Annotated in this window: 12 protein-coding genes; 8 read left to right on the forward strand and 4 right to left on the reverse strand. The window is 62.5% G+C overall.

Annotated elements, in window-relative coordinates; translation table 11 throughout:
* Positions 1–448: 448 nt before the first annotated feature.
* A complete protein-coding gene (gene sucC, locus AC1DKV_RS31840; protein ID WP_441621398.1) occupies positions 449–1,660 on the forward strand; it encodes an ADP-forming succinate--CoA ligase subunit beta in 1,212 nt (403 codons plus the stop codon).
* Position 1,661: 1 nt separating this feature from the next.
* Positions 1,662–2,546, forward strand: coding sequence for a succinate--CoA ligase subunit alpha (gene sucD, locus AC1DKV_RS31845; RefSeq protein WP_441621400.1), 885 nt, complete (start codon positions 1,662–1,664; stop codon positions 2,544–2,546).
* Between the two features lie 113 nt (positions 2,547–2,659).
* Here sucD and AC1DKV_RS31850 read toward each other — a convergent pair whose 3' ends face one another.
* Entirely contained in the window at positions 2,660–3,379 is a 720-nt protein-coding gene (locus tag AC1DKV_RS31850; RefSeq protein WP_441643491.1) for a GntR family transcriptional regulator, read from the reverse strand.
* Between the two features lie 210 nt (positions 3,380–3,589).
* Positions 3,590–4,564, reverse strand: a complete 975-nt coding sequence (locus AC1DKV_RS31855) for a 2-dehydropantoate 2-reductase (RefSeq protein ID WP_441621404.1) — start codon at positions 4,562–4,564, stop codon at positions 3,590–3,592.
* Between the two features lie 311 nt (positions 4,565–4,875).
* Between AC1DKV_RS31855 and AC1DKV_RS31860 the strand changes: the two genes are divergently transcribed.
* Positions 4,876–6,495, forward strand: a complete 1,620-nt coding sequence (locus AC1DKV_RS31860; protein ID WP_441621406.1) for an OpgD/OpgG family glucan biosynthesis protein — start codon at positions 4,876–4,878, stop codon at positions 6,493–6,495.
* A gap of 264 nt (positions 6,496–6,759) precedes the next feature.
* Complete coding sequence (locus tag AC1DKV_RS31865) at positions 6,760–7,446, forward strand: GntR family transcriptional regulator (protein ID WP_441621408.1); 687 nt, start codon at positions 6,760–6,762, stop codon at positions 7,444–7,446.
* 450 nt (positions 7,447–7,896) lie between these two features.
* Here AC1DKV_RS31865 and AC1DKV_RS31870 read toward each other — a convergent pair whose 3' ends face one another.
* Both AC1DKV_RS31870 and AC1DKV_RS31875 read right to left on the reverse strand, forming a co-directional pair.
* Entirely contained in the window at positions 7,897–8,082 is a 186-nt protein-coding gene (locus AC1DKV_RS31870) for a hypothetical protein (RefSeq protein ID WP_441621410.1), read from the reverse strand.
* A gap of 116 nt (positions 8,083–8,198) precedes the next feature.
* Positions 8,199–8,621 carry a hypothetical protein gene (locus AC1DKV_RS31875; protein ID WP_441643492.1) on the reverse strand — a complete coding sequence of 141 codons (423 nt, stop codon included), beginning with the start codon at positions 8,619–8,621 and terminating at the stop codon, positions 8,199–8,201.
* 827 nt (positions 8,622–9,448) lie between these two features.
* Here AC1DKV_RS31875 and AC1DKV_RS31880 point away from each other — a divergent pair.
* The 4 genes from AC1DKV_RS31880 to AC1DKV_RS31895 form a co-directional block, all read left to right on the forward strand.
* The gene (locus AC1DKV_RS31880) at positions 9,449–10,285 is read left to right on the forward strand and encodes a hypothetical protein (RefSeq protein WP_441621414.1); all 837 of its coding nucleotides are present in this window, start codon (positions 9,449–9,451) and stop codon (positions 10,283–10,285) included.
* A 76-nt stretch (positions 10,286–10,361) separates the two neighbouring features.
* The gene (locus AC1DKV_RS31885) at positions 10,362–11,699 is read left to right on the forward strand and encodes a caspase family protein (RefSeq protein WP_441621416.1); all 1,338 of its coding nucleotides are present in this window, start codon (positions 10,362–10,364) and stop codon (positions 11,697–11,699) included.
* A gap of 72 nt (positions 11,700–11,771) precedes the next feature.
* Positions 11,772–12,665 carry a DUF4384 domain-containing protein gene (locus tag AC1DKV_RS31890; RefSeq protein ID WP_441621418.1) on the forward strand — a complete coding sequence of 298 codons (894 nt, stop codon included), beginning with the start codon at positions 11,772–11,774 and terminating at the stop codon, positions 12,663–12,665.
* Between the two features lie 82 nt (positions 12,666–12,747).
* The coding region (locus AC1DKV_RS31895) for a tubulin-like doman-containing protein (RefSeq protein WP_477138873.1) at positions 12,748–13,027 on the forward strand (280 nt) is incomplete at its 3' end.

A 13,027-nucleotide genomic window follows, 5' to 3' on the forward strand; every position in this document is an offset into this window, starting at 1 on the left:
TGGCTGTGACGCGGGACGCCTGCCGGCTGCGCCCTGTCACGACACCCTCTCGCCTGTTACCGCCTTGCTGCCTCTGCCTGGCCGGGCGTTGTGCTCCCGGCCTGCGATGCGCTCGATCCTTTTCGTCGGATCTTGATGACATACGGTATGTGATATATCAACGAAGCTCAAGAGAAATTTGGTGGACACACCTTCGATTTCGACGACGCGCCGCAGCATTTGGACGGCAATAGCGCACAAATGAACTGAATTGCTGAATCTACGTGGATTGATTCCGGTTTCTCACGAGCCGCGGCCCGCCAGTTTTGCCGCCCGGTTGGTTGTCGCCATCGACAGGCTTTTCCTTGTTTCTCTTTGATATATTACATACCATATTTCACAGCGCGATCGCGTCGCGAGCCAATCTCGCGCCGCGCCGGTTCGCGCCCCAACCAGAGCGAGGAGACCTGTGAACATCCACGAATATCAGGCCAAGGAACTGCTGCGGCGGTTCGACGTGGCCGTGCCGCGCGGAGCGGTTGCCTTTACCCCGGAGGAAGCCGCCAGCGCCGCGCGCAAGCTCGGCGGCTCGGTCTGGGTAGTGAAATCCCAGATCCACGCTGGCGGGCGCGGTGCCGGCCACTTCCGCAACGATCCCGGCGGCAAGGGCGGCGTGCGCGTGGTCAAGTCGGTCGACGCGGTGCGGGCGCAGGCCGGGCAGATGCTCGGCGCCGTGCTGGTCACCAGGCAGACCGGCGAAGCCGGGCGCGAGGTGCGCCGCCTGTATGTAGAAGAAGGCTGCGAAATCGCCCGCGCGCTGTACCTGGGCATGCTGATCGACCGCGCCACATCCCGCGTGACGGTGATGGCCTCCACCGAGGGTGGCATGGAGATCGAGGAAGTGGCCGAGCGCACGCCCGAGAGGATCCTCAAGGTGGCGATCGATCCGGCCGCCGGCATCCAGCCCTTCCATGCCCGCCGCCTGGCGTTTGGCCTGGGCCTGTCCGGCAAGCAGGTGAGCGCGGCCTCGCGCTTCATCCTGGCGGCCTACCGCGCCTTCGTCGAACTCGATGCCTCGGTGGTGGAGATCAACCCGCTGGTGGTCACACGTGCTGGCGACGTGATCGCGCTCGACGCCAAGTTCAACTTCGACGACAACGCGCTCTACCGCCACCCCGATATCGAGGCGCTGCGCGACGAGACCGAGGAGGACCCGGCCGAAGCCGCGGCTGCGCGCCACGAGCTGAACTACGTCAAGCTCGACGGCAATATCGGCTGCATGGTCAACGGCGCCGGGCTGGCCATGGCCACCATGGACATCATCAAGCTCTATGGCGGCGAGCCGGCCAACTTCCTCGACGTGGGCGGGGGTGCCACGCGCGAGCGCGTGACCGCAGCCTTCCGGCTGATCCTCGACGACCCCAAGGTCGAGGGCATCCTGGTCAATATCTTCGGCGGCATCATGCGCTGCGACGTGATCGCCGAAGGCGTGGTGGCAGCCGCCCGCGAGATCGACCTGACGGTGCCGCTGGTGGTGCGGCTCGAAGGCACCAATGTGGAACTGGGCAAGGCCATCCTGCATGACTCGGGCCTGCCCATCGTGTCGGCGGATCATCTCGCCGACGCGGCGGAGAAAATCGTCCAGGCCGTACAGGCCGTCCACGCCAACGGGAGGAAATGACATGGCCGTCCTGATCCATCGAGACACCAAGGTGATCTGCCAGGGCTTCACTGGCGCGCAAGGCAGCTTCCACTCCGAACAGGCGGCGGCCTATGGCACGCGCATGGTTGGCGGCGTGACACCGGGCAAGGGCGGCGAGACGCATCTCGGGCTGCCCGTGTTCGACACCGTGGCCACCGCAGTGGACCGTACCGGCGCTGACGCCTCGGTCATCTACGTGCCGCCGCCTTTCGCGGCTGACGCGATCCTCGAAGCGGTGGACGCAGGCATCGGGCTGATCGTCTGCATCACCGAAGGCATCCCGGTGATCGACATGGTGCGCGTGAAGCGCTCACTGTCGGGCTCGGGCAGCCGCCTGATCGGTCCCAACTGCCCAGGCGTGATCACGCCGGGGCAGTGCAAGATCGGCATCATGCCCGGCCATATCCACCGCGCCGGCAAGATCGGCGTGGTATCGCGCTCGGGCACCCTGACCTACGAGGCCGTCGCGCAGACCACCGCCGCCGGCCTGGGGCAGAGCACCTGCATCGGCATTGGCGGCGATCCCGTCAACGGCACGAGTTTCATCGACTGCCTGGAGATGTTCCTGGCCGACGACGACACCGAGGGCATCATCATGATCGGCGAGATCGGCGGCTCGGCCGAGGAGGAAGCCGCACGCTTCCTGCAGGATGCGCGCAGCGGTGGCCGCGTCAAGCCGGTGGTGGGGTTCATCGCGGGCACCACCGCCCCGCCCGGGCGCCGCATGGGACATGCGGGCGCGATCATCTCGGGAGGCACGGGCACGGCGCAGGCCAAGATCGACGCCATGCGCGCCGCCGGCATCCGCGTGGCGCGCTCGCCGGCCGAGCTGGGCAAGACGATGGCGCAAGCGCTGGCCAGATAGCGCGCCGCCATCTGGCGAAAGGCCGTGGGCGCGGAACGATGGATGTTCCCGCGCCCATGTCGTTCATGGCAGGCGCCCTGCGCGCCTGGCCGCCCGGGGCAAGCCCCCCGGTCTCAGTCCAGGAAGTCGCAGTTCTTCTCGACGTAATCCGCGAGGTCGAGCGAGTGCTGGCGCACGAGTTTCTCGGCCAGCTCCGTGTCGCGCTTTTCCAGCGCCTCGATGATGCGCAGGTGATCGACGATGGAGCGCGAGGCCCGGTCGCTCTGCGAGATCGTCATCTTCCGGATGGCCCGCACATGGACGAAGATATTCTTGATCGAGTCCATGATGATCTGCGACTTCGACAACTGCACGATGGCCTGGTGAAAGGCAATGTTGGCGTCGGAGTACTCCTCGATATGCTCGGCCGGCGTGCCATCGCGGAAGCTGTCGAACATGTGCCGCAGCTTGGCGATCTCCTCGTCGCTGGCATGCAGCGTGGCCAGCCGCGCGGCCATGCTTTCCAGCGCGGCCCAGACCTGGATCATCTCCACGATCTCGCGCTTCGTCTTGCGCATGATGTAGATGCCGCGCCGCGGCACGGTGCGCAGGAATCCCTCCTGCTCCAGCAGCGTCATGGCTTCGCGGATCGGGGTACGGCTCACGCCGAGCGCCTCGCTCAGGACCCGCTCGTCGAGCCGGATCTCTTCATCCGACTGATAGATGTCGGCATCGGAAATGGCCTGTCGCAGCATCGCGTAGGCCTGGTCCCGCAGGCTGGCGCCAGCATTGATGGGCTGGAGAGAGAGGGTCAGCCCGGTGGGCTGTTCAGCGGATTGGCTTTGCGCGGACATGGATAGGCTCGAATTGATACCAGCGCCCCGGCTGCCTCGCGGGGCAGCCGGCGGCTAGCCACCTAGCTTACCAAAAGCGGCCCGGCATGCGCGGAATGCATAGAAAAATGCACAATTGGCATAGATCAGGCAACATTTGGGTGGTGGTTTTGAGTATATGGTATATCACATGGTCGCCATCGCCCTCCCGCGCATCCCACACAAGCCGTCTCAGGCCGCCTGCGCCATGCGCTCGCGCTGCTTGATCAGGCCGAGCACGGTGTCGACCATCGGTGTCGGCTGACTCACCAGCCGTCCCATTTCCTGCACCACCGTGAGCAGCGGATCGATTTCCATGGCGCGCCCTGCTTCCAGGTCCTGCAGCATCGATGTCTTGTGCGCGCCCACCGCGCCCGCCCCATCGATGCGCCGCTCCACGTCGACACGGAAATGCACGCCGAAACGCTCCGCGATGCCCTGGGCTTCGAGCATCATGGCGCGTGACAAGGCGCGCGTGGCGGGGTCGGCCGTGATGACATCCAGCGTGGCATGGGTCAGCGCGCTGATCGGGTTGAAGCACAGGTTGCCCCACAGCTTGAGCCAGATCTCGTCGCGAATGTTGTCGCGCACGGGCGCCTCCAGGCCGGCGGCCACCATCATTTCGCTCAGATGCGCCACCCGCGCCGACTTGTTCCCGTCCGGCTCGCCGAGCGGGAATTTCTTGCCATAGACATGGCGGATCACGCCGGGCTCGACGATTTCCGCCGCTGGGTAAAGGACGCAGCCGATGGCACGTTCGGGCCCCAGCCCGCGCCACTGGCGAGCGCCGGGATCGACGCTCTCCAGCGTCGTGCCGGCCAGCGGGCCGCCGTGCCGATGGAAATACCAGTAGGGTATGCCGTTGACACCGGTCACCACCGCGGTCCCGGGCCCGAGCAAGGGCTGCATCAGATCGACCACGCCTGGCACCGAGTGGGCCTTGAGCGTGATGAACACGTAATCCTGCGGGCCCAGTTCGGCCGGGTCGCTGGTGCAGCGGACCCGTGCCACCCTCTCCTCGCCTTCGATCTGCAGGCGCAATCCGTCTGCCTTCATGGCTGCCAGGTGCGCACCGCGCGCCACCAGGCTCACCTCCGCCCCGGCCAGTGCAAGCTGCACCCCAAGGTATCCCCCGATCGCGCCGGCGCCATAGATACAGATTTTCATGCTGTCGTCTCCTGCTGTCTGATGGATGGATCTTTTGATATATCACATACTACATTCCACAGAGCGAGAGTCAACCTCTATCCGCATGCTTGCCCAAGCGCGATCGTCAGTGCACGGGCGATGCAGGCGTCCCGCACGGATCACACCGCCTACACTTCATCGCATCTTTGTCGCATCACCGCGGAGAATCCACGACGAGACGATGACCTGGGATCACTTGCCGATACCGTTTTCCGAACTTTCCACTTTTTGCCGCGTCTTTCATTGTTCTGCCCATTCGGTATCACTGCGCCAAGGACGACCCGCCTTCGATGATGAATCGCCGCAGCCTGCTCGTTTCCGCCACCGCTTCCGCCGCGCTCGCGGCCCTCGGGGTCACGCCCTCCGTCCTGGCTGCCGGCCGGATCAAGCTGGGCGACGCCCGCCCCTTCAGCTTCGATACCTTGATAGAACGTGCCCGCACCATGGCGGGCAAGCCATACGCCCCGCCCGCCACGGCGCCAGCGGAAATCCTTGGCAAGATCGACTACGAAGCCCACGGCAAGATCCGCTTCAAGCCCGATGACGCCCTGTTCGCGGACGGCCCGGGCCAGTTCCCGGTCACGTTCTTCCACCTCGGCACCTTCTTTCGCCAGCCGGTGCGCATGCATGTGATCGACAGCGCCAAGGGCGTGCCTGCCGCGCGCGAAATCGTCTATGACGAGTCGTATTTCGACATGCCGGCCGACAGTCCCGCGCGCAAGCTGCCGCGCGGCAGTGGCTTTGCCGGCTTCCGGCTCCAGGAAAGCCGCCTCGGCGACCAGAAGAAGCTGGACTGGAAAAAGAACGACTGGGTGGCATTCCTGGGCGCTTCGTACTTCCGTGCCATTGGCGAGCTTTACCAGTACGGCCTGTCCGCGCGCGGCATCGCCATCGACGTGGCGGAGACCGGCAAGCCGGAGGAATTCCCCGGCTTTACGCATTTTTTCTTCGAGCCGCCGTCAGGCAATGCGGACACCGCGACGGTATACGCCCTGCTCGACGGGCCCAGCGTGTGCGGCGCCTACCGCTTCGCCATGCAGCGCGGCAAAGGCGTACTGATGGATATCGACTGCGCGCTGTTCCTGCGCAAGGACGTGGCACGACTTGGCCTGACCCCGCTGACCTCCATGTGCTGGTTTACCGAAGCCAGCAAGGGCACCGCCGTGGACTGGCGCCCCGAGGTGCACGACTCCGATGGCCTGGCGATCTGGAACGGCGCCGGCGAGCATATCTGGCGCCCGCTCAACAATCCGCCGCGCACCATGGCGTCTAGCTTCGGCGACGACAACCCGCGCGGGTTCGGCCTGCTGCAGCGCGACCGCAATTTCGACCACTACCAGGACGGCGTGCACTACGAGCGGCGCCCCAGCCTGTGGGTGGAGCCGCGCGACGGCTGGGGGGCGGGCGCCGTACAACTGATCGAGATCCCCACCGACGATGAGATCCACGACAATATCGTCGCCATGTGGGTGCCCAAGGCACCCGCCAGGGCCGGCAGCGATTTCCGCCTGCGCTACCGCCTGCACTGGCTGGCGGACGAGCCCTACCCCAGCCCGCTAGCGCGCTGCGTGGCCACCCGGCTGGGCAACGGCGGCCAGCCCGGCCAGCCGCGCCCGCAAGGCGTGCGCAAGTTCATGGTGGAGTTCAAGGGCGGCCCGCTCGATAAGCTGCCGTTCGGCACCAAGCCCGAAGCGGTACTGAGCAGCTCGCGCGGGACCTTCTCCTACGTGTTTGCGGAAGCGGTGCCCAATGGCGTGGCCGGGCACTGGCGCGCCCAGTTCGACCTCACCGCCGAAGGCAAGGATCCGGTCGACGTGCGCTTGTTCCTGCGGCTGGACGGCAAACCCTTATCGGAAACCTGGCTTTACCAGTACCACCCGTTCAACTCGCCGGCCGGCTCCGGCGCCTGAGCGCGCGAGCGGTACGCGGTAGCCGGTATTGGCCTGTCGTGATGTAGCGCGCACCGGAGCAGGTATCATGGCGACGGCCCGGCAACCGGGAGTTTACGCGCGTGCCAGGCTGTCTCATGACGACGAACCGTACCGGCCATGGCCGGTCACCGCCTTTTCTGCGTAACTTCCGGGCCTTTTCCGGGCCTTTTCCGGGCCTTTATCCACGCCTTTTCCGGGCCTTTTCCGACTCTCTTCTGCGCCTCTTCCGCTTTCCCTGCCGAGATGATTCCCGCTAACCCCGCCGACGCCGCCGCCCCCAGCCCAGACGATTCGCTGCCCCGTGCCGAGCGGGCCTACCAGCACCTGCGCAACGCCATCCAGGCCGGGCAACTGCCCTCCGGTACGCGGCTGCGGGAGGTGGAACTGGCCGCCACGCTCGGGCTGTCGCGCACTCCGGTGCGCGAAGCGTTGTCGCGACTGGAGTCGGAAGGGCTGGTCGTCAACGAGCCCAACCGCGGCATGATGGTGACGCGGCTCGACGCCAGCATGGTGAGCGAGTTGTACGTCATGCGCGAAGTGCTCGAAGGCACTGCCGCAGCGCTGGCGGCGCGCCACGCCACCGACGTGGAAATCTCGCTGCTGCGCGACATCGTGCAGCGCGATCTCGCCATCGCCGAGAACCCCGACAAGCTCGCTGCCAACAACCGGCTCTTCCACGAGACACTGCACCGTTGCGCGCACAACCGCTACCTGCTCAAGACCCTGCGCTCCCTGCACGAATCGATGGCCCTGCTGGGCCGCACCACGCTGGCCTTGCCCGGGCGGGCACAGGTTTCCTACCAGGACCACATCGCACTGGTGGACGCGCTCGAGCAGCGCAATCCCGCGCAGGCCGAGCAGATCATGCGTCGCCATATCCAGCAGGCATACAAGGCACGGCTATCGATGTGGATCGACGAGCAGGCCTGACGTCCAGGTCGCCGCTGCCGCGCGTGCATGGCGCCAGGCGCCAAGGCTGAGCAGCGCGAGCGCGGCCGGGCTCAGTGCAAGAACGCGCGGTGGCGAGCCCCGGCGCAGATCAGCCAGCTTCGGTGCCGGAATCCGCGGGACATAAAAAAACCGGCCAAAAAGCGCTGCGCTCCGGTGGAGCGACGCGTTGGCCGGTCTTGCCGCGCGGAGCACCCGCGCCGGGTCTGACGATGCCGATGCCCGCGCTCGCAACAATTCGTGCAATGGCACGAAGGCGAGCCGCAGCCGCATGGCCGTCAAACCAAGACTGCAAACAATCTTCAGACTATCGACTAGACAGCTACTACAAACAACAGCAAACAACAGACTTCAAATAGCTTCAAACGAACTGCAAATCACTGACTTCAGCAACACACGCTTGATTCTTGATGACGGTTGCCACCGCTGCGATCAGCCGTTCGCGTAGGTGATCTTGGCGCGGCGAGCCTGGCTTTGCAGACGGCCAAAGACACGCTGAACAGCGGCAACAGCGCTCTTCACGTCGTCGATGAAGGCCGGGCTACGGGGGCCCAGTTCACGGTCGATCAGTTCGCGTTCCAGTTGGTCGGTCATCTTGATATCGGATTGGGTGTTCATGGCTTGCTCCTTAGGTGATAACCCGCATCGGGTTTTCCCTAATTGTAGCAAAATAAATGCGGCAGAGCAGCAATAGGTGATAGTACGTATGCCGTGGCGCAACGTGGGGTGACGACTTAACCATAACGTTGCCGATTTGCAACGATTAGATCGGCAACGACATGCTTGATCCCCCCCAGCATTAAAGTTGACCATAAAGCATATTTTGGTCGGAGCCCGCGAGGTGGATCAACGCGATCCGCAGCCATTCGCCGATGCACGTCTTGTTTGCGCTTTTCGACAATGGCGCTCCAGCAATCAGGGAAAGTTGCTGCGAAGCTACTTGGTGAGATGCGAAGCAACTCACCGAAATCGTTACCCGATAGAGAGGTAGTCGACAAAATTCGGAGGCCGTATTCCAGGACGCGAATCGCTGGCAGCCGTGCAAACATTTCGCCGTCGAAGAGCACGGCACAGACTCCGGTCCACTTGCGGTAGGCGATAAATTGCACTTCCTGGCCGACGAGAAATTCGGTACGCGGTGTACGTGTGTTCAGCATCTTGACGAAGCGACCGCGAGGAACGGCGGTGTCCGTATGCCATTTCCCGAGAGCCGGCAGGCGCGCTCTTGCCCCCGCTTTCACCGTACCAGCGTACCTCGCCGTAGTTCAGGCGTGCGACAAGCCTTCCCGCGCGCCTCGGCAGGCTGCTCGCCTGTCTGCCCCTCATTGCAACGATGCCCCAGAGTCACAGGACCTGCCACGACTGGAATCGGCGATGCCAGATGTCGTCCCACGCTTGCTCATGTGCTGCCAGACGCTGTGATCGAAGTGGGCGCGGTCGATGCCAAGGATGTCGGCCGCGACATTGATCACGGCTTGGTCAGAATAACCACTCGGGATCAGTCCGGCCAACCAGAGAAAGTTGCGAAGATGTCGGTCAATTGCACTGGCGGATAGATATTGTCCCGAAACTCGCCGGGAGCGCCAAATTGAACGGGGGCACTGCAGCTGGGCCAACGAGACGCGGTGGCACCACCGATGTGCTCTACATTCCCGGCCCAAACGCAGAGGTTTTCAGCACGCCTCGATAAACAGCAGCATCCCACATTATCGAGGTGGGATGCTTCTTCCTTGACTGATGGAAAGATCCCCCCTTCTCCATGGTCCAGATGCCGAACCGCCGTCTTGCACTGAATGTTCAGCGTGGAACATTACAGCACTCCACAGATTGCTTACCACCCTCCTGAACCTGCATAAACCCACCCAACGTAGGGTGAAAATCAAGGACAGGATGCCGTTCTAAGGATGAAGTTCGTCATTGAGGCTGTTGCATAAGCATGCTCAGCATCGAGAAGGCCAAGGCATCAACTCCCATGGATTAAGACGTGATGTTTGTGCCACTTTTCGAGAAAAATTCACTCTCGGACGAATATCGGGAAATACAAAGTTCTTCACAAAAAACACTAAACATCATCATGGTCATTCGCAGTCGCTTCTCTAAGACGGTTGTTGCCGCCTCGCTTCTGTTTCCCCTCGCCGCCCCTTTCAGCCATGCACAGGAATCCGCTAACGCGGACCTTGATTCCTGCGTTACACAGGAACAGACAATTCTGACGGCCAAGGGCGCCGGCATGGGCATCGTCGCCGGGCTCGGCGCAGCGCTCTTTGGCAAAAACAAGGATGACAGCATCAAGAAGGCCGCCATTGGCGCAGCCGTAGGTGGCGCCTTGGGGGCGGCCGCCGGCTTTGCCACGGCGTACTACACGGCCATCGACACGTGCTACAAGAAGAATCCGAGCTGGATCCCGGAATCGAAGATTGAACGTACCAAGGGGTACCAGCAGGTCAAGAAGGATATCAAGTACAACCCGAAGGAAGGCGACAAGACGTTGGTCTCCAAGATCGACATGCCGACCACCGCGAAAGCCGGCGACAAGATCGATCTGGCAACCACGTTCATCGCGATGACTAAGAACGGTTCCGAAGCCCCAGTAAAGGTAGAACGTAAGCTCTTTGTGATCGATGATGGAAAGGAATCGATCTTGCCGTTCCCTGGCCAAACCGCTGAGGATCGCACCGTAGAGGCTGGCCAGAACGTTGACACATCGCGCCTGCCGATTCCTTCGGAAGCCAAGAGTGGCAGCAAATACCGTTACGAGTTTGCGGTGAGCATGGCTGGCAAGCCTGCGGCGGTTGCCTCGCAGACCGTTACGATTCTGTAATTCGAGATAGTGGGGTGGGCTGCTTCGGGCAGCCCGGCTGCGCTCACGCGTCGGCTGCATCCCTGCCCCAAAGATCATGCGCACGACATCATTGCACTGCAGCCTCGTACTCCTGGGTGCGCTATTACTTGGCGGCTGTGCCGCCAGCCAGCTTCATGGCTTCCAAAACGCCTACCAGGGCTACAACGTCCCCGAGCCACTAGTTGCAACCGTCCGCTATGAACTAAAACGGCACGGTTTGCCGAATGCGCAAGTTACACGCGACAGCGTAGGCCGGATCCGCCTGGTGGGCAACTACCAGGATGAGGATGAAGTCGACCGCGCATTCTTCATCGTCCAATCAATTGTCGGCATCAAGTCGACCTCACCGTTCTATCCGGAGAGCATCAAGGAGAAGCGCTGGGAAGTTCAGGCAGGACAGGCGCTTGCCGCCCATGCGAGGGCGGTACGCGATCGACCCGCACCACCTGCTAAGCGGGCCTTGATCATTGGTATCAATACCTTCCGTGACAAGCGCGTGCCCGACATCTTGGGTGAAGACGATGCACGACGCGTGAAAATGGAGGCGGAGAAAGCGAACTACCGCACCACAGCCCTGCTCGGCCCGCAAGCCACCAAGGCCAACATCGAAGCCATTCTGAAACGTTTTAAAGACGAGGTGGGACCGAACGATACCGTACTCATCTATGTGTCCAGCCACGGGGCCATGCCCGTACCGTCTCCCCGTGTGCGGGACGCGCGAAAGATGTCGATCATCGCTTATGACTCGGGGGATCCACGGGTCCCTGACCGTGACTTTGCGATCAGTGTATTCGACAGCTCGGTACCCGACCTCAAGTTGCAAGAGTTAGCACAGACGCCGAGCAGACAGACCCGCCTGATCATCGATACGTGCTACAGCGGCGAGATTCTGAGGGGTATCCCGGATGAGTCCAGACGCTACATCCTTGCGGCCAACGGCGGTGTACCTGAGCGCGCCGGCATTTCGATGGCGGCATGGACCGGCCAAGCGTACGAGGCCAAGGGTATCCGCTTTACGGAAGATGGCGCAGGTAGCACGCAGAACGTTCGTACCACCCAGACCACGCCAATGGATCTTAGCCGATACACGATTATCACGGCCACGAGCGATGGCGAGCAGTCGTGGGGCCCGTCCGCAGGCGGCACCTTCGAAAGTCCAGTCACCCCTGGCAAGCGCCTGCAGGGTTCGTTCTTCACGCAAGCTTTCTTTGAGTACCTTGCAAAGTTCAATGGACATATCGAACCGGCCTTCGTGGAAGCCCGCAAGTTCACTGTGCAAAAGGTGGCGAGCATTCCGCCCGTCTCGGGCTACAAAGGCCCAGTCCCTATCCCACAGGTACCTCGGCTAAACCCGTCCTTGGCTGCCGGCGACAAGAGCAGCATCTATGAATAGGGGGAATCGCCCAATCGCGTGCCGCCCCATTTTTTGTCCGATCAACGCATTTCTGGATATCAAGAGCTGACCATGCGACTTCAATTCGCTGCCCTGCCCCTGCTGCTCGCGGCCTGCGGCGTCACCTGCGCGCAGGAAAGCTATAGCGCAAAATCCCTGTTCTTCGGCGAGGACAACGACGTCGTCGCGGTGTCCACGAGCAAGCCGGCCAATGCAACCACAGCGGTAGCTGCCGCCCCCGCCTCTGCCCAGAAGGCGACTCCGATCAAGGTGGCCAGCAAGAAACCAGCCAACCAAAGCATCGGCGCCAGCTATTTCATCCGCCTCAAGAACCCCGACGGCAGCACCCGCGATGTCCTGGCGAGCCGCAAGTTCCAGAGTGGTGACCGCTTTCAGCTTGGTGTCAAGGTGAACAAGCCTTCCTACATCTTCGTTTTCAATGAGGATGCCAACGGCAAGATCACGCAGATCTACCCGCAGCCGGGCCACAACAACTACATCAATGCCATGGGCGTAGTGTTCCTGCCCGGCCAGGGTGCCTTCGAATTCGATCGCAAGCCTGGTACTGAGCATTTGCTGGTCTATGTGTCGCAACAGCCCGTGCCCTCCAACATGCCGGATCGCATCCGCTCGATGCAGCCCGATGTCGTGACCACGACGTACGCCGCGTCCACCGGTGCGCCGGCGGCCCAGTGCAATACTCCAGCGGCCACGCCCGTAGTGGACGCCGCACCTCAGCGATTTGAGGCCGCCAACGAACAGGCACTTTACGCATCGAAGGCCATCACGTTTACCGACGACGCTGCCTGCGGCAAGGCGGATGCCGGCGCACTCTACGCGTCAAAGGCCATCGTTTTCAGCGACGACGCCGATGCGGGCGGCATGCAGGCCGCGTCCTATGTCGTCAAGAAGGCCACCACTCCAGATGCCAGCCTGTTCCTGAAGATTAGGCTGGTGCACGAATAAGCGAACACCCACGACCCATGATGCCAGGGAGCAGCCTACTAGAGGCGCGTTTCCCCGCGTCGCAACCGTGATAAAGGAATTCATGAGCAATAACCACCTCATCGTCGGCCTTGGTGGCACCGGCGGGAAGATTATCCGTCATCTGCGTAAGACCATCGAGCGCAGCAAGGATGCCCAGGGCAACAGCCCGTCTGAAGCGCGCTTCGAATACCTCTATGTGGATACGTCGGACGACGAGATCAATAAGAAGGAGGAATGGAAGGTCCTTGGCAAAGAAATCGACCTCGATCGCAGCCAGTACCTTATCAACACGGCCAGCAATGTCCGTCCCGTGCTCAGCGATCCCGAGTCCTTCCCTGGCC

The organism is Cupriavidus sp. 05T41, from assembly GCF_056396525.1.